Source organism: Antrihabitans stalactiti, from assembly GCF_012932915.1.
Taxonomy (GTDB): Bacteria; Actinomycetota; Actinomycetes; order Mycobacteriales; family Mycobacteriaceae; genus Antrihabitans; species Antrihabitans stalactiti.
In genome coordinates, this window is the sequence record NZ_VCQU01000001.1 from 53816 (window position 1) to 80139 (window position 26324).

General features: G+C 64.1%; 29 protein-coding genes. 9 read left to right on the forward strand and 20 right to left on the reverse strand.

Annotated elements, in window-relative coordinates; translation table 11 throughout:
* Positions 1–2: 2 nt before the first annotated feature.
* The 3 genes from FGL95_RS00280 to FGL95_RS00290 are packed head-to-tail and all read right to left on the reverse strand — an operon-like array spanning position 3 to position 2224.
* Complete coding sequence (locus tag FGL95_RS00280) at positions 3–1154, reverse strand: SPFH domain-containing protein (protein ID WP_169584183.1); 1152 nt, start codon at positions 1152–1154, stop codon at positions 3–5.
* Complete coding sequence (locus FGL95_RS00285; RefSeq protein WP_169584184.1) at positions 1154–1585, reverse strand: NfeD family protein; 432 nt, start codon at positions 1583–1585, stop codon at positions 1154–1156. Before FGL95_RS00285 ends, FGL95_RS00280 begins: the two co-directional genes overlap by 1 nt.
* Positions 1586–1606: 21 nt before the next feature.
* Entirely contained in the window at positions 1607–2224 is a 618-nt protein-coding gene (locus FGL95_RS00290) for a TetR/AcrR family transcriptional regulator (RefSeq protein WP_169584185.1), read from the reverse strand.
* Between the two features lie 66 nt (positions 2225–2290).
* Here FGL95_RS00290 and FGL95_RS00295 point away from each other — a divergent pair, with 66 nt between their 5' ends.
* Positions 2291–2758 carry a nuclear transport factor 2 family protein gene (locus tag FGL95_RS00295; protein WP_169584186.1) on the forward strand — a complete coding sequence of 156 codons (468 nt, stop codon included), beginning with the start codon at positions 2291–2293 and terminating at the stop codon, positions 2756–2758.
* On the opposite strand, the gene FGL95_RS00300 is transcribed toward FGL95_RS00295, so the two are convergent.
* A complete protein-coding gene (locus tag FGL95_RS00300) occupies positions 2755–3582 on the reverse strand; it encodes a DUF3097 family protein (RefSeq protein ID WP_169584187.1) in 828 nt (275 codons plus the stop codon). The genes FGL95_RS00295 and FGL95_RS00300 overlap by 4 nt on opposite strands.
* 67 nt (positions 3583–3649) lie before the next feature.
* Here FGL95_RS00300 and FGL95_RS00305 point away from each other — a divergent pair, with 67 nt between their 5' ends.
* Positions 3650–4453, forward strand: coding sequence for a hypothetical protein (locus tag FGL95_RS00305; protein ID WP_169584188.1), 804 nt, complete (start codon positions 3650–3652; stop codon positions 4451–4453).
* A 71-nt stretch (positions 4454–4524) separates the two neighbouring features.
* Here FGL95_RS00305 and FGL95_RS00310 read toward each other — a convergent pair whose 3' ends face one another.
* The 8 genes from FGL95_RS00310 to FGL95_RS00345 all read right to left on the reverse strand — a co-directional run bounded on the left by FGL95_RS00310 (position 4525) and on the right by FGL95_RS00345 (position 12644).
* Positions 4525–5556, reverse strand: coding sequence for a ferrochelatase (locus tag FGL95_RS00310; RefSeq protein WP_169584189.1), 1032 nt, complete (start codon positions 5554–5556; stop codon positions 4525–4527).
* Positions 5557–6387 carry an NADH-dependent enoyl-ACP reductase InhA gene (gene inhA, locus FGL95_RS00315; protein ID WP_169584190.1) on the reverse strand — a complete coding sequence of 277 codons (831 nt, stop codon included), beginning with the start codon at positions 6385–6387 and terminating at the stop codon, positions 5557–5559.
* A gap of 29 nt (positions 6388–6416) precedes the next feature.
* Complete coding sequence (fabG1, locus tag FGL95_RS00320) at positions 6417–7136, reverse strand: 3-oxoacyl-ACP reductase FabG1 (protein ID WP_169584191.1); 720 nt, start codon at positions 7134–7136, stop codon at positions 6417–6419.
* Between the two features lie 55 nt (positions 7137–7191).
* The gene (locus FGL95_RS00325; protein ID WP_169584192.1) at positions 7192–8193 is read right to left on the reverse strand and encodes a VWA domain-containing protein; all 1002 of its coding nucleotides are present in this window, start codon (positions 8191–8193) and stop codon (positions 7192–7194) included.
* A complete protein-coding gene (locus tag FGL95_RS00330; protein WP_169584193.1) occupies positions 8190–9140 on the reverse strand; it encodes a DUF58 domain-containing protein in 951 nt (316 codons plus the stop codon). The genes FGL95_RS00325 and FGL95_RS00330 overlap by 4 nt, the downstream gene beginning before the upstream one ends.
* Positions 9137–10315 carry an AAA family ATPase gene (locus tag FGL95_RS00335; protein ID WP_169584194.1) on the reverse strand — a complete coding sequence of 393 codons (1179 nt, stop codon included), beginning with the start codon at positions 10313–10315 and terminating at the stop codon, positions 9137–9139. The genes FGL95_RS00330 and FGL95_RS00335 overlap by 4 nt, the downstream gene beginning before the upstream one ends.
* Before the next feature lie 127 nt (positions 10316–10442).
* Positions 10443–11924 carry an NlpC/P60 family protein gene (locus FGL95_RS00340; RefSeq protein ID WP_169584195.1) on the reverse strand — a complete coding sequence of 494 codons (1482 nt, stop codon included), beginning with the start codon at positions 11922–11924 and terminating at the stop codon, positions 10443–10445.
* 177 nt (positions 11925–12101) lie between these two features.
* Positions 12102–12644: an Rv1476 family membrane protein gene (locus FGL95_RS00345; protein ID WP_169584196.1), complete on the reverse strand. Its 543-nt coding sequence runs from the start codon at positions 12642–12644 to the stop codon at positions 12102–12104.
* A gap of 167 nt (positions 12645–12811) precedes the next feature.
* On the opposite strand from FGL95_RS00345, the gene FGL95_RS00350 reads away from it, so the two are divergent.
* Positions 12812–15631: an aconitate hydratase AcnA gene (locus FGL95_RS00350; protein WP_169584197.1), complete on the forward strand. Its 2820-nt coding sequence runs from the start codon at positions 12812–12814 to the stop codon at positions 15629–15631.
* 81 nt (positions 15632–15712) lie between these two features.
* Positions 15713–16276, forward strand: a complete 564-nt coding sequence (locus tag FGL95_RS00355) for a TetR family transcriptional regulator (protein WP_169584198.1) — start codon at positions 15713–15715, stop codon at positions 16274–16276.
* Positions 16277–16278: 2 nt separating this feature from the next.
* On the opposite strand, the gene FGL95_RS00360 is transcribed toward FGL95_RS00355, so the two are convergent.
* The gene (locus tag FGL95_RS00360; RefSeq protein WP_169584199.1) at positions 16279–16776 is read right to left on the reverse strand and encodes a MarR family winged helix-turn-helix transcriptional regulator; all 498 of its coding nucleotides are present in this window, start codon (positions 16774–16776) and stop codon (positions 16279–16281) included.
* A 69-nt stretch (positions 16777–16845) separates the two neighbouring features.
* Between FGL95_RS00360 and FGL95_RS00365 the strand changes: the two genes are divergently transcribed.
* Positions 16846–17346 (forward strand): cupin domain-containing protein, encoded by a 501-nt coding sequence (locus FGL95_RS00365; RefSeq protein ID WP_169584200.1) that lies wholly within the window; start codon positions 16846–16848, stop codon positions 17344–17346.
* Here the strand turns inward: FGL95_RS00365 and FGL95_RS00370 are convergent.
* On the reverse strand, positions 17343–17561 hold the full coding sequence (locus FGL95_RS00370) for a helix-turn-helix domain-containing protein (RefSeq protein WP_169584201.1): 219 nt from the start codon (positions 17559–17561) through the stop codon (positions 17343–17345). The two genes, FGL95_RS00365 and FGL95_RS00370, sit on opposite strands and share 4 nt — an antisense overlap.
* Positions 17562–17624: 63 nt before the next feature.
* Entirely contained in the window at positions 17625–19256 is a 1632-nt protein-coding gene (locus tag FGL95_RS00375) for an ATP-binding cassette domain-containing protein (protein WP_169584202.1), read from the reverse strand.
* A 122-nt stretch (positions 19257–19378) separates the two neighbouring features.
* On the opposite strand from FGL95_RS00375, the gene FGL95_RS00380 reads away from it, so the two are divergent.
* From FGL95_RS00380 to ku, 3 genes are read left to right on the forward strand one after another with little or no spacing between them, the layout of a single operon-like run.
* The gene (locus FGL95_RS00380; protein ID WP_169584203.1) at positions 19379–20143 is read left to right on the forward strand and encodes an SDR family oxidoreductase; all 765 of its coding nucleotides are present in this window, start codon (positions 19379–19381) and stop codon (positions 20141–20143) included.
* Positions 20083–21294, forward strand: coding sequence for a lycopene cyclase family protein (locus tag FGL95_RS00385; RefSeq protein ID WP_338079659.1), 1212 nt, complete (start codon positions 20083–20085; stop codon positions 21292–21294). The genes FGL95_RS00380 and FGL95_RS00385 overlap by 61 nt, the downstream gene beginning before the upstream one ends.
* Positions 21291–22166, forward strand: a complete 876-nt coding sequence (ku, locus tag FGL95_RS00390; RefSeq protein ID WP_169584204.1) for a non-homologous end joining protein Ku — start codon at positions 21291–21293, stop codon at positions 22164–22166. Before FGL95_RS00385 ends, ku begins: the two co-directional genes overlap by 4 nt.
* 60 nt (positions 22167–22226) lie before the next feature.
* Here the strand turns inward: ku and FGL95_RS00395 are convergent, their stop codons facing one another.
* Positions 22227–23132 (reverse strand): NHL repeat-containing protein, encoded by a 906-nt coding sequence (locus tag FGL95_RS00395; protein WP_169584205.1) that lies wholly within the window; start codon positions 23130–23132, stop codon positions 22227–22229.
* Between the two features lie 7 nt (positions 23133–23139).
* Positions 23140–24033: an NHL repeat-containing protein gene (locus tag FGL95_RS00400; protein ID WP_169584206.1), complete on the reverse strand. Its 894-nt coding sequence runs from the start codon at positions 24031–24033 to the stop codon at positions 23140–23142.
* Positions 24034–24151: 118 nt separating this feature from the next.
* Here FGL95_RS00400 and FGL95_RS00405 point away from each other — a divergent pair, with 118 nt between their 5' ends.
* Complete coding sequence (locus FGL95_RS00405; protein ID WP_169584207.1) at positions 24152–25153, forward strand: YncE family protein; 1002 nt, start codon at positions 24152–24154, stop codon at positions 25151–25153.
* Here FGL95_RS00405 and FGL95_RS00410 read toward each other — a convergent pair.
* From FGL95_RS00410 to FGL95_RS32695, 3 genes are all read right to left on the reverse strand, one after another.
* A complete protein-coding gene (locus FGL95_RS00410; RefSeq protein ID WP_338079660.1) occupies positions 25131–25376 on the reverse strand; it encodes an anti-sigma factor family protein in 246 nt (81 codons plus the stop codon). The genes FGL95_RS00405 and FGL95_RS00410 overlap by 23 nt on opposite strands.
* A complete protein-coding gene (locus FGL95_RS00415) occupies positions 25373–25993 on the reverse strand; it encodes an RNA polymerase sigma factor (RefSeq protein ID WP_420838016.1) in 621 nt (206 codons plus the stop codon). Before FGL95_RS00415 ends, FGL95_RS00410 begins: the two co-directional genes overlap by 4 nt.
* 99 nt (positions 25994–26092) lie before the next feature.
* On the reverse strand, positions 26093–26284 hold the full coding sequence (locus tag FGL95_RS32695) for a zf-HC2 domain-containing protein (protein ID WP_169584209.1): 192 nt from the start codon (positions 26282–26284) through the stop codon (positions 26093–26095).
* Positions 26285–26324 lie beyond the last annotated feature (40 nt).

Sequence of the window (26324 nt, forward strand, 5' to 3'; positions counted from 1 at the left end):
GACTATTCGGTCAACTCCCCGTGCGGCGCCCAGCCGACCTCGTGCGTGTTCGTGACAGGGCTCGGTTCCACCGGCTTCCTCGCCGCCGCTTCCGCCTCCCGGACCGCTTGGGCGATGTCGGGGTCGGTCCGCGTGTTGAACCAGTCCGCAACCTCGTCGTCGTCGACCTTCGGCACGTCCTCGTCGGTGCGGCTGGACTCGTAACGGAAAATCCCGTCGTCGCCCTGTTTGCCCAGGGTCTTGGCGAACCCCTTGAGTGCATCACCGAAATCGCTGGGCACCAGCCACACCTTGTTCGCGTCACCCTGGGCCATCGTCGGCAAGGTCTGCAGGTATTGATAGGCGAGCAGTTCCGGCGTCGGCTTGCCGGCTTTGATTGCGGCGAAAACCTTTTCGATAGCTTTCGCCTCACCCTGCGCCTCGAGGTACCGCGCGGCACGTTCGCCTTGCGCACGCAGAATCGCGGACTGACGCTCACCTTCGGCGGACAGGATCGCGGCCTGTTTGGCACCCTCCGCGGCTAGGATCTGGCTCTGCTTATTTCCTTCCGCGGTCTTGATCGACGCCTCGCGAACGCCCTCGGAGTTGAGGATCACGGCACGCTTCTCCCGGTCCGCCTTCATCTGCTTCTCCATCGATTCCTGGATGGAATGAGGCGGATCGATACTCTTCAACTCGACACGAGCCACCCGCAGACCCCACCGTCCCGTGGCCTCGTCCAAGACCCCGCGCAGCTGGCCGTTGATCGAATCACGCGACGTCAACGTCTCCTCCAACGTCATGCCGCCGACGACGTTGCGCAAGGTCGTCACGGTCAGCTGCTCGACGGCGGCGATGTAGTCGCTGATCTCGTACACCGCAGCCTTCGGGTTCGTGACCTGGAAGTACACGACGGTATCGATGTGCAGGGTCAGGTTGTCCTGAGTGATCACGGGTTGCGGCGGAAAGGACACGACACGCTCGCGCAGATCGACCTTCGCGCGGATCCGATCGGCGAACGGAATAAGAAAGGTCAGTTGCCCCGACGCGGTCCGCGCGTACCTGCCGAGCCGCTCGATCACGGCCGCTTCCGCCTGTGGCACAAGCGCGATCGACTTGAAGACCACGACACAGACGAACAAGACGATCACACCCAACGCGATAAGCGCCTCCATCACAGCCCCTTCCACACAACGGCGGTTGCGCCGTCGATCTCCAACACGGTCACCGTCGTGCCGGGCTCGTAGACATCCGCGGCGTCGAGCGGACGCGCCGTCCAGATCTCGCCGTCGAGCTTCACCCGCCCGCCGTGTTCACCGACCAGCTCCAGCACCAGGGCATGCTTGCCGCTCAACGCCGCAGCGTTGGTCGCAACAGGGGCTGCGGAGGCGAAGCGGCGCAACAGAACTGGCCGGACCACGGCTAGTAACGCCACGGACAACACGCCGAAGACGACGGCGTCGAGCCAGAGTGGAAAGTCGGTCAACGCACTGACCCCTGCAGTCGCGAGCGCTCCGCCCGCCAGCATGAGCAGGAAGAAATCGCCGGTCAGCGCCTCTGCCGAAGCAAGCAATACACCGGCCACCAGCCAAATCAGCGCGGCCACAGTTCCACTGTAGCCACGACCTCAGATCGCGGCGATCCTCGGAAAAGTCTCCTGCGCCAACGTCACCAGGCAGTCGGTGAGCAGCGCCGCGACCTGCGGGCGGGTAAGCGTGCCACGCTGAATCCACTCTCGCCCGGCGGCTTTCACCATGCCTCCGTACGCGCGGACCATCGCTCGGGTGTGCTCGGTCCGCTCCCCCGAATTCATGCCGAGAATCATCAGCACACGTTCAGCAGCGTCGGTGTCTGCGGCGTCGAGGATGTGCTGTACCTCGGGGTCGTCGCCGATGCCTTCGGAGCCCGTCACTGCAACCCAGGTCGCGCCGTGCGCCTCGATGGAATCCAACAACCAGTCGACACCCTGCTCGACCCGCTCACGGAGTGACCCCCGGTACGGCTCCACCGAATCGACGGCGGGGATGCCGACCATTCGCTTCACAACTTCGAGGTAGAGGTCGCGCTTGGTCCCGAAATAGTGGTTGATCAGCCCACGAGCGACACCCGCTTCTTGTGCGAGTTCGGAGGTGGAGACCGCGGCGTACGGTCGTTGACCGAACATGGTGATCGCGCATTCGAGGATTTCCTCACGTCGCGCGTCGGGCTCCAACCTGCGTCGGCGCGACACGTCGGCGTCAGTCATGAAGTCCTCTCGTTGGCAAGTTGCCTATAAGGATACCGAGCTGGCAGAAAATGCGATGCTTGGACCGTGGACCTCGTTGCATTAGAAGAAATCCGTCAGCTCAAGTACCGCTATTTTCGGGCACTCGACCTCAAACAATGGGACGAGTTCGCCGACACACTCGCCGACGACATTGTCGGGCGCTACGGCACCCACGCAATGGGTGAACCCCTGTCGTTCGATGGGCGAGAGGCCGTCACAACGTTCATGCGCGACGCACTCGGCCCAGCCATCACGACCGTTCACGTCGCGAACCATCCTCAGATCGACGTCGACGGCGACGCGGCTACAGGGTCGTGGCTGTTCGAAGACACTGTGATCGCGACGGAGCACCGCATCGTCATCAAAGGCGCCGGCTACTACAACGACAGCTATCGCCGCGACGCGGACGGACGCTGGCGCATCGCCGCCACGTCGTACAACCGGATCTACGAGTCGATGCAGTCGCTGGACGACACGCCGAGCTTCCAGTTCCTGACCAACATGTGGGCTTAGTCGCCCACGGTCACGAAGTCGACGAGTCGCTCCACCGCGCCGATGAGCGGCGGTTCCAAGTCGCGGAACGTGTTCACCGCGTTGTAGACGCGGCGCCAGCCCTCCTGCGGCGTTCCCCAGCCGAGCCGACGGCAGATGCCGGTCTTCCAGTCCTCGCCGCGCGGCACGTTCGGCCACTCCTTGATGCCGACCGCTGCAGGCCGGACCGCCTGCCACACATCGATGTACGGGTGCCCGGTGACCAACACGAACTCCCCCAGACCCGTCGTCAGGTTGGTCTCCTTCGAGCCTGCAACGAGGTGGTCCACGAGGACGCCGACCTTGTGCCCCTTGCCCGGGCCGAACTCGGCAAGGCGCGGACCGAGGTTGTCGAGCCCTTCCAACTGCTCGACGACGACGCCTTCGACCCGCAGGTCGTGACCCCACACGCGCTCGACGAGCGCCGCATCGTGCACACCCTCGACCCAGATCCGGCTGCCGAGCGCCACCCGCGCACGCAAACCCTCGACCTTGGTCGACCCCGAGGCCGAGCGAGCCGGTCCGGCGGTGGCTGGTTTCGGCTTCGGCTTGACCAACGTGACCGGCTTGCCGTCCAGCAGGAACGCCGCTTCGCGCATCGCGAACAGCCGCGTGCGGCGCCGACCGTCCTCCAGGCGCACGAAATCGCCGTCGTAGGTCTTCTCGAATCCGACGACCGCACCACAGAATCCGGTGGCGGCATCTTCCACCACCAAGTCGCGATCGGCGGGCACCGTCGGGATCACCGGTTTGCGGGCCCTGGTATGGCCGGAGTAGATGTCGCCGTAGCTATTGCGCGTCGTCACGCCCGACCACGCTAGGCGAAGTGGGTCGGCGGGCGCGGGTTGCCACGCCGTCCTATGCTCGATTCTTATGTGTTCCCCGAGCGCCACTCTCGCCGTGTGGGCCAGCGCCTGGCTCGCAGGCCGCGCCGCGCCCGACGACGTCCTCGATGCGCTAGGCGAGTGGGCCCCGATGCACCTCGTCGGGGCGAGCGACGCCGAGACAGCCATCCGCACCGGTTTGCCATGGCCCGATCCGGAAGACACCGGAGTCACACTCCTGCTCAAGGTGATTCGCGAAGGCACAGGCAATACCGGTGGCGAGTTGCGGCTCGTCCTGCCGGTCCCCGGCGACGTCCGCGGGTTGCCACCGGGCACCGAATTCGAACGGTCGGCAATCACCGCAGGCGAGGGCATCTTGATCGGTGTGCCCGGTCGGCCCGGCAACGGATTGGTGCCGATTCGGGTCGGGCAGGACGTCCTGCAATGGACCGCATTCAGCGCCCCGATTCCCGCCGTGCCTGCCGTCGAGGTGGGTCTCGGCGAGGCCGAATACATGATGCGCCAGACGGTCCGAGATGCCGCCGACGCGTTGACCGCGGTCCAACGAGTCGAGGTCGACCGCCACGAATTCGATGCCCGTAAACACATCGAGGAGCAGATGGCCGACTACGCACGGCACACCTACCCTGACTCGATGTCCGTGCAGGCCCGCCGAATTCTCCAGACCGCCGACCACGTCGCCGCCATACTTGCTGTCGCGCAACGGGAATCGGTGTCCTTGCCCACGACCGCCGCAGCCGCCTACACGCGAGACGAAACCCTGCGGCCCCTGTGGTCGGCAGTCCGGACCGCTCGCCTCGCCGCGGTCGCTGGGGCCGTCAACGGTCGCTAGCCCAGTTCCCACACTGCATCGATGTCACATTCAACCGCTCAGACCGACTGTGTGTGACATTCATGCCATGCTTACTTGCTCCCGCAACATCCGATCGCACACGGTGAGCCATCGACCGTTGCGCCGTAGCTGGGCTCATTTCCCAAGCGGCGCGGGGGAATTCCCTCCGTCACCTCTCGGACCAGTTCGACGACCAGCTGCGCGAAACGTGGGTCGGTGCCCGGCGTCGCGGCGCGGGCGAAAGCCACGCCCAACTCCGCAGCGCGTTCGCGAGCCTCGTTGTCCAAGTCCCAGATGACTTCGAGGTGGTCGGACACGAAGCCCACCGGGCACACGACCATCGCGTCGATGCCCTTGTCCGCCAACGCATCCACGTGGTCGACGATGTCGGGAGCCAACCACGGGACCTGCGGCGGTCCGGAGCGGGACTGCCAGACGAGGTCGTGATCGTCGAAACCCGCTGCGGCAGCGGCCAATCGCGCCGCCTCTGCTACCTGACGGCTGTACAGCGCACCCCCACGGGCCGGTGGTCCAGCGGCGCGGTCGGCAGCGATCGGAATCGAATGTGCCGTGAACACCAACCGCGCACCGGCGCGCCGCTCGGTTGGTAACTCCGCGACGGCTGCTCGGATCGCGTCGGCGAAGGCGGCCACCAACAAGGGGTGGTCGTAGTACTGCCGAAGTTTGGTCAACTCTGGCGCGTCGGTCACTGCCGAACGCGCACGAGCGATGTCCTCGTGATACTGCAAGCACCCCGAGTAGCCACCCCAAGCGGAGGTGGGGAACACCAACGCCGACCGCACACCGTCGTCGCGCATGCGGCCGACGGTGTCCTCGACCATCGGATCCCAGTTGCGGTTACCGAAGTAGACCGGCAAATCGATACCCGCAGAAGCAAGTTCAGCCTCGACCGCGTCGATGATCCGACGATTGCATTCGTTGATCGGCGATACGCCACCGAAGTGGTCGTAGTGCTTGGCGACCTCCAGCAGTCGCTCACGAGGCACTCCCCTGCCACGCGTCACGTTCTCGAGGAACGGCAACACGTGGTCGGGGTGCTCGGGACCACCGAACGAGAGGAACAGAAGCCCATCGGCGCTCATCTAGCTGCCGAAGCCCTCCGGGAACCAGGTGTTGTGGCTCGCGCCGCCGTCGACGTAGACGATCGAGCCCGTCGTACCCGGCAGCCAATCCGAGAGCAACGCACAGACCGACTTGGCGACCGGAGTCGGATCGTCGACGTTCCAGCCGATCGGCGACGCGCCATCCCAGTAGGTGTTGAGCTGGTTGATCCCCATCGCGTCGCCCGTGGCGGTGCCGGCGATGGCCTTCGCGGCGAGGGTCTTGATCGGGCCTGCGGCAACGAGATTCGAGCGGATCTTCTTCGCCTCGCCGACCTCGCGCGCCACGTAGCGGTTCACCGATTCCAGCGCCGCTTTCGCGACACCCATCCAGTTGTAGAACGGGTAGGCCGTACGCGGATCGAAGTCGAGGCCGACGATCGAACCGCCTTCGTTCATGACTGGGAGAACAGCGCGCGCGAGACTCGCGTAGGTCCACGCAGACACTGTGAATGCCCGCGCAGCATCCGGACCGGGACCCTCCAGGAACGGCAACGCATCGGGACCCATCAAGGTCTTCGGCGCCTGCGCGATCGAGTGCACGACACCATCGACGCCCTCGGGTGCGATTTCACGGATGCGGTCGGCCAGCGTGGCGAGATGCTCCTCGTTCGTCGCGTCCAGCTCGAGCGCCGGCGGCACCGGCTGTGGCAAACGCTGAGCGATACGGTCGATGAGTCGCAGCCGGTCGAACCCGGTGATGATGACCTTTGCGCCGGCTTCCTGCGCCACCTTCGCGATGTGGAACGCGATCGACGCGTCGGTGATGATCCCGGTGACCAGGATGGTCTTGCCTTCGAGCAGTCCGCTCATTGGTATGTGTCTCCTGCAGTTCGAGGGATTTAGTGGCCCATGCCCATGCCGCCGTCGACCGGGATGACGGCACCGGAGACATAGGCGGAATCTTCTGATGCGAGGAAGCTGACGACAGCGGCAACGTCTTCGGGCTTGCCCAACCGTTGCAGCGGAATGAACTTCTTCGCCATGTCGCGGATGTCGTCAGGCAGATCTTTGGTCATATCCGTTTCGATGAAACCTGGCGCGACGACGTTGGCAGTGATCGACCGGGAGCCGAGCTCGCGCGTTACCGAACGCGCAAGACCCACGACACCGGCCTTCGACGCCGCGTAGTTGATCTGGCCTGCCTGACCGCTCATCCCGACGACCGAGCCGAGGAAGATCAGTCGCCCCCACCGCGCCCGCAGCATCGCGCGATTCGCTCGTTTGGCGAGGCGGAACGCGCCGGTCAGGTTTGCGTCGATGACGCGGGTGAACTGGTCTTCGCTCATCCGCATCAACAGCGTGTCGTCGGTGATACCGGCATTGGCAACAAGCACCTCGACGGCACCCTGGTGCTCTTCGACCTCTTTGAAAGCGCGGTCCACAGCGTCGGTGTCGGTGACGTCGCACTGCACACCGAACAAGCCTTCGGGAACACCCGAACCGCGGTGCGTGACCGCAACCTTGTGGCCGTCGGCTGCAAGCCGTTGTGCGACAGCCAATCCGATGCCGCGATTACCGCCGGTGACCAGGACCGAACGCGAGGGGGTGGGGTTCGCCATGGTGAACAACCTAATCTGCTCGCATTCGGCGAGCGTGTGCGGGTCAGAAACAAATCTAGGGAAGGCGTTGGCGCACCAGCAGCGCGACCGCAAGGCCTGCCGCGGTGAAAAGCCCACTCAACAGGAACCACAATCGGCTCGCATCGCCTCTCGTGATTTCGAAGCCGATCTGTTGTTCGAGGGTGTCGTAGACCGCAGTGAGCTCTTCGAGGCTCGACGCCGTGTAGAACTCGCCGCCCGACAATTTCGCGATCTCCCGTAGCGAATCGTCGTCAACAGGCACCTTGACCGTGTCGGTACCACCGGAGTCGTTCGGGATCTCGACGGTTCCGTAGCTGGTACCGAACGAGATCGTCGAAATGGGCACGCCTTTGGCTTTCGCCTCGCGGGCTGCGACGAACGCGTGCCGCGGGTTGGACGTGTCCTTGTCGTCGGGAACGGTCTGCTTTCCGTCCGACATCAACACGATGCGAGCAGGTGGTGGTGCCTCGGCGCCGCCGATGACCTGACCCAGCGTTTCGATCGACTGCAAACCGGAGTAGATGCCTTCACCGGTCGCTGTGCGCTCGCTGAGCTTGATGTGGTCGATCGCTGCTTTCGTCGCTGCCCGGTCCGTTGTCGGCGAGACGAGCACCGACGCAGTTCCGGCGAACGCGACCAAGCCCAAGTTGATGCCGGGGGTCAAGCCGTCGGCGAAGTCTTTCGCTGCTTCCTGAGCGACGGCGAGCCTGCTCGGCTTGACGTCGGTCGCTTCCATCGACAGCGACACGTCGAGCACCAGAATGACCGTCGCGCGGTTGCGAGGCACTCGCTTGTCCTGCGTCGGAGCAGCGGCCGCGATCGTGAAAGTCAGTAGCCCGACCAGCAACAACACGATCGGCACGTGCCGCGCTACGCCTGGCCGCGTCGGCGCGACTTTCTCCAACAAATCCATGTTGGTGAAGCGCATGGTGTGGCGCTTCTTCCACCGCTGTGCGAAGACGTAACCGATGGCGAGCGCTGCTACGACGATGAGGAACAGGAGCCAGATGGGGGCTGTGAAACCGGAAAGACTCACTGGCGGGGCGCCTTGTTCGCGGGTGCGCCGAAACTGTGGCGGCGGGTGGCGACGAACTGAACGACGTCGCTGATCCAGTCGCGGTCGGTCCGCAGCGTCATGACGGGTGCGCCGCAACTTCGCAGCGCTTGTTCTACGTCGTCTCGATGTGCTTGCGCTGCCTCGGCGAAATCGGCACGCAAGTTCGCGTTGACACGGAACTCGCGGGTCCGGCCACTCTCCGGATCGTGCAGGACGATGTCGCCGACATCGGGCAATTCGATGTCGCGCGGGTCGAGGACCTCGACGGCCAGCAGGTCGTGGCGTGCCGAAATCGAGCGCAGCGCCCGCTGCCAGTCGATGGGTCCGAGGAAGTCGCTGATCACTACGGCTAGTCCACGTTTGCGCTGCGGGCGACGCAGCGACTCGATGCCTGCACGGAGGTCGCCGCGGACGCCGTCCTCCGAATGCGGGGTGGTCGCGATCTTGCTCAGCATCGACCTCGCGTGGGCACGCCCACTGCGGGCCGGAATGCGCGTCAGCCGGTCTCCCGTCGTCACGACCGCGCCGATCCGGTTACCGCCGCCGCTGGTCAGGTGAGCGATCGCAGCCGACGCAGCGACAACGAGGTCACGCTTCTCGCACAGCGCGGTGCCGAAATCGAGACTTGCCGACAGGTCGGCGACGATCCACGTCTCGAGTTCGCGGTCTGCCACTGTCATCCGGACGTGCGGATGCGTCGTGCGGGCCGTGACGGACCAGTCCATCTGGCGGACGTCGTCGCCAGGCTGGTACAGCCGCGCGTCGCCCGGCTCCGATCCCGGACCGGGGATGAGGCCGAGATGGTCGCCGTGCAGAACTCCGTCGAGCCGACGACGGACCGTCAGCTCGAGAGTCTTCAGCGCTGCGGACAGCTTCGGGTCGTCGAGTAGACCCGATCGAAACGACGGCGGGGCGTGCGCCGTCACTGCGACTTGGTCAGGGACGTCGGCGCGGCGTTACCGCCCTGGCCCGACGGCGCGGGGGGCGCGTACTGGGGCGCCGGTTGCTGCGGCGGACCGGCCGGACCTTGTGGGGGTTGCGGGATCTGCGGCGCGCCGGGGCTCGGAATCGAACTGTGCACCTGGTGCCCCTGCGGCGCTACGGACTGTGCGGCGACCTGTGGCAACCCGACCGTCTGCAGGATCTTCGTGATGATGTCTTCCGGCGAAACCTCGTCGGCCAGCGCGTCGTAGGACAACACCAAGCGGTGGCGAAGCACGTCCGGGACGATCTCCAGCACGTCCTGCGGAACGACGTAGTCGCGGCCGCGGATGAGCGCCAGCGCACGCGATGCCGCGATGATGCCGAGGCTTGCACGCGGTGAGGCACCGTAGGCGATCCAGCCCGCGACGTCGGTGAGACCGAGAGCCCCGGGATTGCGGGTCGCGGCGATCACGCGGACGACATAGTCGACCAGCGCGTGGTGCACGAAGACAGTGCTGGCGACCTTCTGGAGCCGGACCAGTTCAGCAGGGTCGAGAATCGGCTTCGCCTCGGGCGGAATGACACCCATGCGGTAGACGATTTCGCGCTCTTCTTCGATCGACGGGTAGTCGACGAGCACTTTGAACAGGAAGCGGTCGCGCTGTGCTTCCGGCAGCGGGTACACGCCCTCGTTCTCGATGGGGTTCTGCGTCGCCATGACGAGGAACGGATCAGGCATCGGGTAGGTCTTGCCACCGATGGTGACGTGGCGCTCGGCCATGACCTCGAGCAATGCCGACTGCACCTTGGCAGGCGCGCGGTTGATCTCGTCGGCGAGAACGAAGTTCGCGACAACGGGACCGAGCTCGGTGTCGAATTCCTCGCGACCCTGCCGGTAGATCCGGGTTCCGACGAGGTCGGTCGGGACGAGGTCGGGCGTGAACTGCACACGAGAGAACGAGCCACCGACGACCTTCGCGAACGTCTCGACCGCAAGGGTCTTGGCAACGCCGGGCACACCTTCGAGCAGAACGTGACCGCGAGCCAACACGCCGACGAGCAACCGCTCAACCAGGCGGTCCTGACCGACGATGACGCGTTTGACCTCGTAAATCGCCTTCTCGAGCGTCTGCACGTCGCTGGCAAGCGTCACAGTTGCGCCGTCCGATGAGGTCACCAAGAATCCACCGCTTTCAACCTAGGAGTCGTGCTCGAATCAGCTACCCGTCACAACTATTCCAGGTGTTGCGAGTTTCCGCCGCTACTGCCCCACCCTTATCGGCCGATTCTCAGGCAGACACGCACTAATCGGTCAGCCGGACTGCGTACGGCATCATGCCGTCTTCACGAACGTCGGAGATTTTGACGACGTCACCGGACTCCGGCGCCTCGATCATCTGCCCGTCGCCGATGTACAGCGCGACGTGCTGGCTGCCGTTGGGACCCCAGAACAGCATGTCCCCGCGTTGCATGTCCGCCACCGGAACCTGTTCGCCGGAGGTGTACTGGTAGCCGCTGTAGTGCGGCAGCGAGATCCCGATACCGGCGAAGGCATAGATCATCAGCCCGGAGCAATCGAAGCCGGTCTTCTTGTAGTCACCGTAGGAATCGGCGACACCACCGTCCCTGATGCCGAGCGTTGGTCCGTCTTCGTCCCCGCCGCCCCACGCGTACTCGACGCCCAGCTGCGACATCGCACGGTCGACGACCGTCTCGACAGCATCGTCGCCCGTGACCGCAGGCCTCGGCTTGGTCTTGGGCTTGGTCTTCGTGCGTGGTTTGACCGTCACGGCAGCATCGTCGTCGTCCAGCGCGGTGTGCGACCTTGTGCCGGAAGCCAATTCGGCAGCGCGATCACGCGCAGCTTGGTTTGCAGCCACACGGGCGGCAGCCTCGAGTGCCAGCTGCTGCGCGACGGACGTGGCGGCCATGATGGCCTGCTGCTCGGCAGTCTTCTGCGCGTCCCAGCTCGCGTAGGCGTCGCGTTGCCCTTGCAGCCCGGCGACATTGGTCCTCGCGGCGGCGAGCTGTGCCTCCGCTGCCGACTTCTGCTGCTCGATGGACGACTTGCGGGCCGCTTGCTGAGCTAGTGCCGACTGCGCGACGGTAATAGCTTGCTCGGCTTCGCCCTTCTTGGCGACGGCTTCCTGCGCTGCGGCGTCGGCATCCTGCTTGGCCTTCTTGGCCGAGGAGGCTTTGTTGGCCTGTTCGGTCCGAGCGCGCTGCAATCCGTCGAGCACGGACTGTTGGCTCGACGAGACGAGCTGCAGCGTTTGTGCCCTGGCCAGCGCCTCTTCCGGCGACGTCGAACCGAGGTAGGAGGCCACCGAGGTGGCACTCGCATTGCCCTGTGTGTACGACTTCGCGGCGTAACCGTCGAACTTCTTCTGCGCCGCTTCGATCTGCGCGCCTGCGTCGGTGAGCGCCTGCGCTGTCGCACCGATCGCCGCAGCGGCAACGTCTTGTGCTGAGCGTGCGTTTTGCAGGTCTACCAGCGCTTTGTTGACTTCTTCGCGCTTGGCTGCGACCGCGTCGTCGAGTTTGCGTAGCTGCTCGTCCGCGTTCGCGATCTGGTTGATCAGGTCACCGACAGCACCGAGTTGCGAGTTGACGTTCTCGCCGGCGTTGGCGATGTCGTTGTCGCTCGGATTAGGTGGCGGCGGCGGTACGGCGAACGTTTGCCCGGGAGTAGCGACAGCTAACGCAGTCGCAATCACGAGACCGATCAATGCCCGTACCGCGGTCTGCGCCTGCCGCTTTTCGCGGCTGCACGACCTTAGCTTCACAGCTCTCTCCCTTGCACCGACAACCACAGCACCTCGGACCCCTCAGTGCTCGTTGCGACACTCCTTCCCCAGCAGTGTCAATGGCACCGTACGACACTTTTCACACGAAGGGAAACTTTAGTCACAAATTACAAGAGAGTAATTTATGCGTTCTACCTGCGGATATGCGTCAGAAGGTCAGACGCGCGGGGTGGAGTCAGCCGATTCGGCTGCCGCCTGTGCGGTCCGCGCGCGGCGCGCCTTTACCGCGTAGAGACCCGTGATGGCGATCACGGTCGCGCCCACGAGGACGCAGGTGATCGGCGTCCACGGATCAGAAGACGGGTTCAATCCGTCGACGAACTTGCGCGCGGCGAGTACGGAATCGCCGCCGGTGTATTTCGCGGGATCCTCGGCGGCCTCGAGCTGGACACGGCTGAGCGTGTCGCTGTAGGTCCCCAGCCAATCGGGGCTGAGTACGACCACCGTGCCGTGCTCGTGCTTGCCAACCTCGGTGGCGAGATCACGGAGCCGGGCTTCGGCGTCAGGGTTCTTGTCGATTACGACGATCGACAGGTCTACGCCTTTGTCCTGCGCTTTTGCGACGATTTGCCGTAAACCGTCGACGTCTTTGCTCGGTGCCGAGACATGGTCGTCCGCGACATCGGCGACAATAGCGTCGATGTTCAGGTGCGGAGGCAGCTCTGCCCGGGCAGGCACGAAAACGAGGCGCGGAGACATCGAGAGCACAGTATCGGATCGTCATCCGAGATCACGGCAAGGACCGGCCGAAATCTACATTGCGATTCGACCCCGCTGCTTCACAGGACAAGCGTACTGTTAGAATCGCAACTGCATACAAGCCGACGACAGCCCCGTCGACGGCGACCCTTTCGAGTGGAGCTGACGTGACGACAAGTATTGATTCGTTCGGCGCCAAGGGCACTCTCGAGGTCGGAGACCAGTCCTACGAGATCTTCCGCCTCGCCGCCGTGCCCGGCACCGAGAAACTTCCCTACGCCCTCAAAGTCCTTGCCGAGAACCTCCTCCGTACCGAGGATGGCGCCAACATCACCGCCGACCACGTCCGCGCGATCGCGAACTGGGACCCGTCGGCGCAGCCAGACATCGAGATTCAGTTCACCCCCGCCCGCGTGATCATGCAGGACTTCACCGGCGTCCCCTGCATCGTCGACCTCGCGACCATGCGTGAAGCGGTCACCACCCTCGGCGGCGACCCGAGCAAGGTCAACCCACTCTCCCCCGCCGACATGGTCATCGACCACTCGGTGATCCTCGACGTGTTCGGTCGTGCGGATGCGCTGGAGCGCAACGTCGACCTCGAGTACGAGCGCAACGGCGAGCGCTACCAGTTCCTGCGCTGGGGCCAGGGCGCGTTCGACGACTTCAAGGTCGTCCCCCCAGGCATGGGCATCGTCCACCAGGTCAACATCGAATACCTCGCACCGACGGTCATGGTCCGCAACGGCCAGGCTTACCCCGACACCTGTGTGGGAACCGACTCGCACACCACCATGGTCAACGGACTCGGCGTATTGGGTTGGGGCGTCGGCGGTATCGAGGCCGAGGCGGCCATGCTGGGCCAGCCCGTTTCGATGCTCATCCCCCGCGTCGTCGGCTTCAAGCTGTCAGGCGAGATCAAGCCAGGCGTCACCGCGACCGACGTCGTCCTCACAGTCACCGACATGCTGCGCAAGCACGGCGTTGTCGGCAAGTTCGTCGAGTTCTACGGCAAGGGTGTGGCAGAAGTTCCGCTGGCGAACCGCGCGACGCTGGGCAACATGAGCCCCGAGTTCGGTTCCACCGCAGCCATTTTCCCGATCGACGAGGAGACGATCAACTACCTGCGCCTGACCGGCCGCAGCGATCAGCAGCTTGCGCTCGTCGAGGCCTATGCCAAGGAACAGGGCATGTGGCACGACGCCGACAAGGAGCCCGTCTACTCCGAGTACCTCGAGCTCGACCTGTCCACGGTGGTGCCCTCGATCGCCGGACCGAAGCGCCCGCAGGACCGCATCCTGCTGAGCGAGTCGAAGGTGGCCTTCCGCAAGGACATTCACAACTACACCAGCGATGCCGAGGGCCATGCCGGCGCGGACACGCCGCACACCCAGCTCGACGAGGCCGTCGAAGAATCGTTCCCGGCCAGCGATCCGGCAACCCTTTCGTTCGCCGACGACGGCGCGATCGACGTCGTCTCCGCAGCCAACGGAGCCGAGGGACGCCCGAGCAAGCCGATCAAGGTCCGTACGGACGAAGGCGGCGACTTCATCCTCGACCACGGCGCTGTCGTGGTCGCAGGCATCACGTCCTGCACCAACACGTCCAACCCGTCGGTCATGCTCGGCGCCGCTCTGCTGGCCCGTAATGCGGTCGAGAAGGGCCTGTCGACGAAGCCGTGGGTCAAGACCAACATGGCTCCCGGCTCGCAGGTCGTCAACGACTACTACAACAAGGCCGGCCTGTGGCCCTACCTCGAGAAGCTGGGCTACTTCCTCGGCGGATACGGCTGCACCACCTGCATCGGTAACACCGGTCCGCTGCTGGAGCCGATCTCCAAGGCGATCAACGACAACGACCTCACCGTCACCGCAGTGCTGTCGGGTAACCGCAACTTCGAGGGTCGTATCTCCCCCGACGTGAAGATGAACTACCTGGCATCGCCGCCGCTGGTCATCGCATACGGACTTGCGGGCACCATGGACTTCGACTTCGAGACCGACCCGCTCGGCCAGGACACCGACGGCAACGACGTGTTCCTGAAAGACATCTGGCCGTCCCCGCAGGAGATCGAGGAGACCATCGCGTCGTCGATCAACAAAGAGATGTTCGCGTCGTCCTACGCCACCATCTTCGACGGCGACCACCGTTGGCAGGGGCTGAACACCCCGGAGGGCGATACCTTCGCGTGGGACGAGAACTCGACCTACGTCCGCAAGGCGCCGTACTTCGACGGCATGACGATGGAAACATCGCCGGTCACCGACATCGAAGGCGCCCGCGTGCTTGCGCTGCTCGGCGATTCGGTCACCACCGACCACATCAGCCCGGCCGGTCCGATCAAGCCGGGTACGCCTGCCGCGCAGTACCTCGATTCACACGGCGTCGAGCGCAAGGATTACAACTCGCTCGGCTCGCGTCGCGGTAACCACGAGGTCATGATTCGTGGCACGTTCGCGAACATCCGCCTGAAGAACCAGCTCCTCGACGATGTTTCGGGTGGTTACACTCGCGACTTCACCCAGGACGGCGGACCGCAGTCGTTCATCTACGACGCGTCACAGAACTACCAGAAGGCGGGCATCCCGCTCGTCGTGCTCGGCGGCAAGGAGTACGGCTCCGGGTCCTCGCGCGACTGGGCGGCCAAGGGCACCAGCCTGTTGGGTGTGCGCGCCGTCATCGTCGAGTCGTTCGAGCGCATCCACCGGTCGAACCTGATCGGCATGGGCGTCATCCCGCTGCAGTTCCCGGAAGGTGAGTCGGCCAAGTCGCTCGGCCTCACGGGCACCGAGACGTTCGACATCTCGGGCATCACGGCACTGAACGACGGCAAGACGCCGAAGACGGTCCACGTGACTGCGACCAAGGAGGACGGCGACAAGATCGAGTTCGACGCGGTCGTCCGCATCGACACCCCCGGCGAGGCGGATTACTACCGCAACGGCGGCATCCTGCAGTACGTCCTTCGGAACATGGTCAACGCCTAGCCGCTTCGCTCCTGTGCGCGATTCTTACCCCTCCGGGGGTAAGAATCGCGCACAGGTTTCGCCCGAAGGGAGGGCCTACTCGTGCCGAAAGTGAGTGAGGACCACCTCGCAGCGCGGCGGAGCCAGATACTCGACGGCGCCCGTCGGTGCTTCGCCGAGTACGGGTACGAAGGTGCGACCGTTCGACTCCTCGAAGAAACGACGGGGCTGTCACGCGGCGCGATCTTCCATCACTTCCGCGACAAGGATGCCCTGTTTCTCGCGCTCGCACACGAGGACGCCGGGCGGATGGCGGAGGTCGCCGCGAATCAGGGTCTCGTGCAGGTCATGCGCGACATGCTGGCGCGGCCGGAGGAATTCGATTGGCTCGGTACGCGTTTGGAGATTGCCAGACGGCTGCGCACCGATCCTGAATTTCGCGACGGCTGGGAACAGCGGTCCGAGGAATTGACCGCCGCAACACTGGCCCGCCTCGAACGCCGCAAGGCCGAGGGCAGGCTGCGCGACGACGTCCCCACCGACGTGTTGCTCGGCTACCTGGACCTGGTGCTCGACGGCTTGATCGCACGCATTGCGTCCGGTCATGCGAGCGACAACCTGTCCGGCGTCCTGGATCTGGTCGAGGAGTCGGTCCGGCGCAAGTAGGTCTAACCGGCGTCGAAGCTGCCCAGCATTCGCCGAACGATGCGGTCGAGGTGCTTGCGATCGGCGGCGGGCAGGACGCCGAGTAGGCGTTCCTCGTTGTCGATGTGCTCGGTGACGACGACGTCGATGAGTTCGCGGCCCCGTTCGGTCAGGGCAACACGAACGCTTCGACGGTCGTCGGCATCGGCGATCCGCCGGACCAATCCCGCCGATTCGAGGCGGTCGAGGCGGCCGGTCATTCCCGCGCGCGACAGCATCAGCGTATCGGCGAGGACCGAAGGGTTCAGCTCGAAGGGCGAACCTGAACGTCGCAGCGCCGCAAGCACATCGAACTCGCCGCGCTGCAGTCCGTGCCGCACGAACGTGGAGTTGATTGCCTCCTCGACTGCCAGCACCAGTCGGCCGAACCGGCCGAATATCCCCATTGCCTCAGTCCGTAGGTCGGGGCGTTCGCGTTGCCATTGCTCGACGATCGTGTCGACCGGATCCGGCTTGTCCATGGACAGATTCTATTCGCTGATTTATAGTTCGGTAGCGAATTATATTCCAGCGAATCATATGGAGCCGTCATGACCAGGAACCTGACCCAAGAAGCAGCGCTCGTCTACCCGCAGGACGTCGAAGCCATTGGCAACGACGTCATCTCCACCCACCTGCTCATCGATTCGTCCAGCGCAGGCGGCGCGCTCAGCGCACTCGAAGTGCGGATGAGCGTCGGCGCCGACGGAGCGGCACCGCACTTCCACACGCTGTCGTCGGAACTGTTCTACGTGATCGAAGGTGAGGTCCAGATCATGGCGGGCGACCGCATAGTCACCGTCGGCGCCGGCGGGTCCGTTGTGGTGCCGAAGCTGATGCCGCACGCGTTCGGCGCCTCGCCGGACAGCAGCGCGCGACTACTCATCACGCTCACCCCAGGAGTCGAGCGCTTCGATTACTTCAGGCTGCTCGGCCGCATTCAATCCGGCGAGGCGACTTTGGCCGACCTCGCTGCATCCCAGGACCGCTTCGACAACCACTTCGTCGACGCGCCCGAGTGGTGGAGCGAGCGGACCGCAGGCCGTCGCTAACTTGCTTTGCGCCGGTTCGCTCCACCGCGACTGCGGAGTTGCGTGTTCGATTCGACGAGAACATTGTGAATGAACCCGTACGACCGTCCGGTCGCTTCGGCAAGGGAGCGAATGCTCGCGCCTGCTTCGTATTGCTTCTTGAGTTGAGCCTGCAACTTGTCTCGTGGTTTGCCCGTTACGCGGGCGCCTTTGGGGAGACCAGCACTATCGCCCATGGCGTCCTCCAGTCAGCCAACCAGCGTAGATTCAAGGCTAGACACTCGCCCGTTGCTGATCAACTACGCGAGCTGGATGAGTTCCAAATAGTCGGCAGACCAGTGATCTTCGGTGCCGTCCGGCAACAAAATCACGCGTTCCGGTGACAGTGCGTCGGCAGCGCCCGGGTCGTGCGTGACGAGCACGACCGCACCCTTGTAACTCCGCAACGCGTCGAGAACCTGCTCGCGCGAAATCGGGTCGAGGTTGTTGGTCGGTTCGTCGAGCAACAGCACGTTGGCGGCAGACGACACGAGCCCGGCCAATGCGAGACGAGTCTTCTCACCACCGGACAGCGTTCCGGCCGGCTGCTCGAGCTGCGGGCCGGTGAACATGAACGCGCCGAGCAGCGACCGCAGGTCCTGCTCCCCCGCGTCCGGTGCGGCATGGCGAATGTTGTCCCACACCGAGGCGTGGTCGTCGAGGGTGTCGTGCTCCTGGGCGAAGTAGCCGATCTTCAGGCCGTGACCAGGAACGATGCTGCCGGCCTCCGGAGTTTCGACGCCAGCGAGGATGCGGAGCAACGTCGTCTTACCGGCACCGTTGAGCCCGAGAACGACGACGCGGCTGCCGCGGTCGATCGCCAGGTCCACGCCGGTAAAGATTTCGAGCGAGCCGTACATCTTGGTGAGGTTCTCGGCCATCAACGGAGTTTTTCCGCACGATGCAGGCTCCGGGAAACGGATGTGCGCCACCTTGTCGGATACTCGGACGGCGTCCAACTCGGCCATCATCTTCTCGGCGCGCTTCACCATGTTCTGCGCCGCGACGGCCTTCGTCGCCTTGGCGCCGAGCTTGGCGGCCTGCATCTTGAGCGCCCCGGCCTTCTTCTCGGCATTCGCGCGTTCGCGACGACGACGCTGCTCGTCGGTGGACCGCGCGTCCAGGTACTTCTGCCAGCCCATGTTGTAGACATCGGCCTCACCGCGGACCGCGTCGAGGAACCACACGCGGTTGACGACGTCGGCGAGCAGTTCGACGTCGTGACTGATCACGATCAGCCCGCCGTCGTGGCTCTGCAGGAATCCGCGCAGCCACGTGATCGAGTCGGCGTCGAGGTGGTTGGTGGGCTCGTCGAGCAGCAGCGTCGTTTCGGAACGGCCACCGCTGCCGTCCGATGCGGCAAAAAGGATGCGCGCCAGTTCGATTCGTCGACGCTGACCGCCAGACAGTGTGCGAAGCGACTGCGCGAGCACCCGATCGGGCAGGCCGAGACTGTTGCAGATCCGAGCTGCTTCACTTTCGGCGACATAGCCGCCGAGCGAGCTGAATCGCTCCTCCAACTGGCCGTACTTCGTGACGGCACGGTCGCGCTCGGCCTCGTCGACGACCTCTGCCATCAGCAACTGCTGCTTCTCGAGCTGTTTGATCAGCGTGTCGAGTCCGCGGGCCGACAGCACGCGATCCTTGGCGAGCACGTCGAGATCGCCTTCGCGCGGGTCCTGCGGCAGGTAGCCGACATCGCCGGACCGGATGATCGAGCCGGCATAAGGATCGCTCTCGCCTGCGAGGATCCGCAGCGTCGTCGTCTTTCCGGCACCGTTTCGGCCGACGAGACCGATACGGTCGCCGCCTTGCACGCGAAGCGCAGGGCCGGGTGCGGTCAGGAGGGTGCGCACGCCGGCACGGACCTCGAGGTCGGTGGCGGTGATCACACTGGTCTCCTTGCGGTCGGTGCACGAAATGGGCTGGTAGAAGGCACAAGAACCACCCATTTTACCCGCTCGGCCGCACTCCCCGGACCACCCTCACGGTGACTCCGCTAACGTCTGAAGCCATGAGCGACGTCAAGGATTTGCAGGGCAGAAGTGCGCTGGTCACAGGCGCAAGCAGGGGCATCGGCAAGGCGATCGCGGCGGAATTGCTCGGTCGCGGCGCCAACGTGCTGATCACCGCACGAAAGCCGGAGCCGTTGGAAGAGGCCGCTGTGGACCTGCGCGCCCTGGGCCATGACGGCAAGGTCGTCGCGCTTGCCGGAAACTCCGGCGATCAAGAGTCGCGCGCCGAAGCTGTGGCAGCGGCGGTCAGCGAGTTCGGCTCGCTCGACATTCTGATCAACAACACCGGAATCAACCCGGTCTACGGGTTCCTCATGGATGCCGACCTCGACGCTGTGAAGAAGATCTTCGACGTCAACGTTGTCGCTGCTCTCGCCTACATCCAGCTGGCATACAAGGCATGGATGAAGGACCACGGCGGCGCCGTCGTGAACGTGGCCAGCGTTGCAGGCTTGCGCTCGACCGGCGTCATCGCGGCCTACGGCGCCTCCAAGGCTGCGCTGATCCGGCTGACCGAGGAACTCGCTTGGCAGCTGGGACCGAACATCCGGGTCAATGCGGTCGCGCCTGGTGTCGTGAAGACGAAGTTCGCCGCAGCGCTCGTCGCTGCCGACGAATCGGCCTCGGCCTATCCACTGAAGCGGTTCGGCTCACCCGAGGACGTCGCGAAGCTCGTCGGCTTCCTCGTGTCCGACGAATCGTCGTGGATCACGGGCGAAACGGTCCGCGTCGACGGCGGGTTGCTTTCGACCGGCGGGCTTTGACCGCAGAGGTTCTCGTGCTCGGCCTCGGACCAGCGGGGCGAGCGCTGACACACCGACTGTCGGTGCACAGTATCGACGTGCGCGCCGTCGATCCACACCCTCGCCGCACATGGACGCCGACGTATGCGGCCTGGCGCGACGAGCTACCTGGCTGGCTGCCGGATTCGGTGATCGGTGCTGTCGTCGACCGCCCAGAGGCGTGGACGACGAAACGACAACTCATCGGTCGGCCGTATGCGGTGCTGGATACCGCAGCGCTGCAGGCAGCCCTGACGATAGATCCAGGTGCGGTGATCGAGGGAACCGTGGTCGAGGCCATGCGTGACCGGGTCGTGTTAGCCGACGGGACGATGTTGCACGCCCAGACCGTCATCGATGCGCGCGGCGCCGTTCGGGGACCCCGCACGGCCGAGCAGACCGCCTTCGGTTACGTCGTCGGGGCCGAGGCCGCACGGTCCGTGCTGGATGGTGCCGACGCGTGGTTCATGGACTGGCGCACCGACAATGGGACGACACGGCACGATTCGCCGTCGTTTCTCTACGCGGTCCCGCTGTCGCGCAACGAATTTCTTGTCGAAGAGACCTGCCTGGTCGGGCGGCCGGGCCTGAGCCAACGCGTCCTGCAATCCCGCTTGGATGCGCGGTTGCGTTCTCGTGGCGTCGATCTGAGCGGGAATGAGCGGATCGAACGCGTTCGATTTCCGGTCGACGGGCGGCGGCGCCGACCGTTGTCGAGACAGCCGGTCGCATTTGGCGCCCGCGGTGCGACGATGCATCCTGGCACCGGTTACAGCGTCGCGACGTCGTTGAGTCTTGCTGACGTTCTTGCACATTCGCTGGACCGGCCGAACCGCGCCCTGTGGCCGGCGCAGGCAGTGTCGGTCGACATCCTGCGACGCGCTGGCTTACGAACGTTGCTGAACCTTGCGCCGGACCAGGTTTCGCCGTTCTTCGAGGCCTTCTTCGACCTGCCGACGCCGCTGCAGCGGGCATACCTGTCGGACCGGTCCGACCTGCGGGGCACGATGCGCGCCATGCTGACGCAGTTCGCTCGTCTCCCCCGCGAATTGCAAATCGTGACCGCCAAATCCGCATCCGTGCCGGGAGTTCGCTCGCACTTTCGAAGCAATTCCACCATCATGGGGGAATGAGGTCGATCTGGAAGGGCTCCATCGCCTTCGGGCTGGTCAATGTCCCGGTCAAGGTTTACACCGCCACCGAGGACCACGACATCAAGTTCCATCAGGTGCATGCCAAGGACGGCGGTCGGATCAAATACGACCGCGTATGCCAGGTCTGCGGTAAATCGGTGCAGTTCGCCGACATCGACAAGGCGTGGGAGTCGCCCGACGGTGACAGGGTGATCTTGACCGACACCGACTTCTCGAAGCTCCCCGCCGCCGAGAAGCACGAGATTCCGGTGCTGCAGTTCGTTCCCAACGAGCAACTCGATCCGATCCTGCTCGACAAGAGTTATTACCTCGAACCAGATTCGGCGACGCCGAAGGCCTATGTGCTGCTGGCGAAGACGCTCGAATCCATCGACCAGACAGCACTCGTCCACTTCACCTTGCGCCAAAAGACGCGTCTCGCGGCGTTGCGCGTGCGCGACGGCGTGCTGGTCCTGCAGACGTTGCTATGGCCGGACGAGGTCAGGGCAGCCGAATTCTCTTCGCTCGACGGGGTCGCCGAGCCGAAGCCCGCGGAACTCAAGATGGCCGAGACGCTCGTCGAAAGCATGTCGGGCGACTTCGACCCGTCCGAATACACCGACGACTACCAGATCGAGCTCAAGAAGATGCTCGAAGACGCCGTCGAAGCCGGCGGCAAGGCCGTGATCCCCGCCGCCGAGGCGGAGGAGCAAGAAGAGGACGCCGAGGTCGTGGATCTCGTCGCCGCTCTGCAACGCAGCGTCGACGCCGCCGCGGCTGGCAAGAAGTCGTCGAGCGACTCGTCATCGAAGAAACCGGCCGCCAAGGCACCTGCCAAGAAGGCCGCCTCCCGCACCCGCAAGGGAGCCTGACCAACCACCCCTCGTGAGTCTTTTTGGAGTCCCTGGACTCCAAAAAGACTCACGAGCGTTTCAGCGGGCCGACAGTTCGAAGACTCGATTGTCGTCGGTCACGTAGATGTCGCCTGACGAGGAGACGGCGATGTCGTGGACGCCGTTGAGCGTTCCGGTGAACGGTATGAGCTCGCTCGGCGAGGTCGCATCTTTGTCGAACTTTGCCACTCGCAGTCCGCCTCGGTCGCTGTGTCCGAGGTCGACGACATACATTTCCCCGTTGTCGCGGAACGTCATTGCGACAGGGTCGGACAGGCCGGATAGTTTCGTCCGCGACGTTTTATCACCTTCGAGCTTCGTGATGGTCAGTTCGTCGAAGGACCGGTAGAGGACGTAGATGTCGCCGTTCGGCGCCTGCCCGACGAGGTAGTCGTCGAACACACTCGGGTTGTCGACCGACTCGGGTTTCGATGCGCCGGCCCGGACCACCTTGATGCCATCGTCGTAGAACGCGAACACGTCACCGTTGGCGTTGACGGCCAGGTGGTCGGCGTTGTCGAAGGTCGAGAGGTCGAACGGCAGGACCTCCGGCGTCGACGCTCCATCCTTCAGCCGAAGCACCGCCGGTTTGCTCAATTCGCCGGCAATGATGTCGCCGTTCGGGGCGAGCGTCATCGCGGAGATCGTGCCCAGGTCAGCGAACAGTTCGGTCTGGGTATCGGCACCCTCCTTCAGCGCCAGGATGCGGCCCTTCTTGTCATACGACCCGCTGTAGGTACCGCGGCGAAGATATGCGCCTGAGCCGATATCAGCGACGTACAGGTCGCCGTCACCGTCGACCGCAATACCCGAGACCGTGCTGTAAGCGGTCAGCGGAAGTTCCGTTTGCTTGTAACCGCCCGCCGATCCTTTGTCGTCATCGCTGCATCCCGTCATCGTGAACAGCACGCCCGCGACCAGCACGGCTCCCGTCTTCACTCGCATGATCGACTCAATTCCTCGGCACTTCGAAGACTCGGTTGTCGTCGGTGACGTAGATGTCACCGTCCGGACCGACCGCGATGTCGTGCCGGCCGTTCACCGTCCCATCGAACGGAATCTTCGTGAGCGACTTCTCCCCCGGGATGAAGACGAGCACCTCCGGATCACCGCCATCGGTGGTCTCGGAACCCGTGACGTAGAGGTCGCCATTGCCACCTACCGCGAACGATTCGAAACCGGCGAAGTCAGGCGCGTCCAACTTGGTCGGTTCGGAGGCGCCCTTCGCCAACCGCCATAGTTGCGGTGTCTTGTCGCCCGACTTGGCATCTTTGTATTCCTGGCTCAGTACATACAGGTCACCCTCAGGGCCGAGCGCAATTGCGACGCGACCTTTGATCGCGGGGAACGGCAGCGGCTCGGGCTTCGCAGAACCCTTCCGCACCAGGAGAATCCGCTTCGACGACGCGATGTAGACATCTCCGTCTTCATTGACAGCGAGGTCGACCAGAAAGCTATCGTCCTCCGCGAACTCGATCGGCACGTCCGTCGGAGCCAATGCCCCCTTCTCCAGCGACGCGACCTTCGGATAGACGAGACCGTAGAACGTGCCGTCACCACCACGCACCACGTCCGTGAACGAAGCAGGCACCGCAACCAACTCGCTCGGCTTGGCGGCATCTTTCGCCAAAGTCGTGACGTGCGTCCAAGAGGAACTGTTCTCGGGGCGATCGGCGGCCGCGACGTAAACCACCCCGTCGCCGTCGACGGCAATACCGCGCGACTCACCGATGAGTCCGAACGGAAGCTCCACCTGAGAGTTCGACGTGGCTTTGTCCTCTGCGCAGCCGTTGAGCGCGAGAGTCGAGGCCATCAGTACGACGGCTGCAAACGCGTTAGAACGCATATCGGCCCTACCTCGTCGACCATGGACAACCTTAATCAGAGCGCAAATCAAATCCCACTACAAGCCCAACAGACTGGATAATGTTGATCTATCACTGCTGTTCGACGAGAGGCGCGCCATGCAGCCCAAGGCGTTGGTGATCGTGGCCGCTACGGTGCTCGCCGCGGCGTTGTCCGCAGGCTGTGGCACCGACAAGCCGGCGGATGACAAAGCGAAACCGAAGGCCGGGCCGACGGTAACCGCGACGATCGACATCAAGGATTCCGTCTACGCCGTCGCCGTGGACCCGGATACCCACATCGCATACGCAACAGGCGTACTCGGTGACCTCATCTACGTCATCGACCCCGAATCGCACAAGGTCACCGACACCATCTCGGTCGGTCAGACGCCGGTCGAGATCGCGATCGACCCTGAACGGCACACCTTGTACACCGCCAACCAGGGTGGCTCCACGGTCTCGGTCGTCGACATCGCGTCGAAGAAGGTCACGGCGACGATCCCGGTCGACGGCTATCCCGTCGACGTCGCCGTCGATGCGGCGACCCACACGGTGTACGTCGTCAGCGGCGGGTCGATCATCGTGATCGATCCCGAGACGGCGAAGGTCACCGACACCATCGCCCTCGGGGACAAAACACAGTTCCAACACCTGACTGTCGATGCCGACACCCACACGATCTACCTCGCCAACGGTGGCGACAACGCAGTGGTGGCGGTCGACGTGGCTGCTCGCACTGCAACGGCGACCGTTGTTCTCGGCTCCAACGAGCAGCCGCAATCTATCACGATCGACTCGCACAACCACGCGGTCTACGCAGCGACCTTTCAAGGCGCCGTCGCGGTCATAGACACGAAGACGCGCACGCTGACAGGGCTCATCCGGGTCGGCAACGAACCCAAATCCACTGCGCTGGATGCAAAGTCGAACACATTGCTCGTCGCCAACGATGAAGACAAGACTGTCATGATCATCGATCTCGAAAAGCGAGAGATCACCCAAACGATTGCCATCGGCAAGGGCATCTTGGATCTCGCGATCGATCCCGGGACGCAGGTCGCCTATGCGACAAATGGTGGTGACGGAGCCGTCACCGTCATCGACCTTGCCAATCGTTGAAAGCGCTGAGCAATCGCGCGCGAAATACCGGGTCGAGCGTTTCCGACCGCAGTTCTGCGAGCGAGCCGGTGGTCCGTCGAACTTGTTCCAGGTAATTCGCGCACCCTTCACACACCGTCAGGTGCGCTTCGAAGTCCTCCTTCGTCTGTGGGTCGAGCGCATCCTCGAGATACGCGGTCACCAATTCGACGACATCGACGCAATCCATATCCCGTGCAGTCACACGCGCACCTCGAGATATTCCGCGAGCGACTCTCGGATACGCGCCCGACCGCGATGTAGAAGTACGCGCTGATTCGCTGCAGTCAGCGACAACAGCGCACAGACTTCGTCCGAATCGAGGCCGAGAACATCCCGCAAAGCCACGACCACGCGTTGCTTTTCGGGCAACCGATCCAGCTCGCGACGGGTCAATTCCAGCACTTCCGAACCCAGGACAGAACCCTCGGGAGTCTCCGGCCACGGTGTCGGCGGGGTCTCCCAATGACCAGGCCACTCAGGATCCGTGCCAGGACGGAATCGGGACGGATCAACCGTCGCCCCACCGGGATACGGTGCCTGGTCACGCTGATCGCGAATGCCACGACTCTTGGCGATGTTGACGAGGACCTTGAACAACCAGGTCCGCAATGTCGACCGCCCTTCGAAGCGATCAATTCCTTTCACGAGCGCAATCCACGTTTCTTGGACGACGTCTTCGGCCACTTCGTGACTGGCCACATAACCACGCGCGACACGCAACATCATCGGAGTATGCACCTCGACCAATTCGGCGAATGCTGACTCGTCGCCGGCGCGCAAACGGTCGATCAATTGCTGCTCGGGTTGGCCCGCAGCCATATCCATCCGCAACTCCGCTCGTCTCGCCCCGCAGATAACGCTACTCACTTGCGGCCCCATCGACGGGAAACGTCACGACTGCGTAATCATTGTCGGCGGTCATTGCGCGCGCCTGAACAACGTCGCCAGCGTCGCGACCGTCCGCCGCATTTGGTCCAGATAATTCGCGCAGGGTGGGCACACGCGAAGGTGCTCCTCGAATGCATTTCGGTCGCGCGACGACAGCGCTCCCTCGAGGTGGTCGGTGACCAGCTCGACGAAGTTTGCGCAGTGAATCCTTTTGCGACGCACTTTGCACAGTGCATCGCGAAGGCTTCGGCGTTACAGCAGA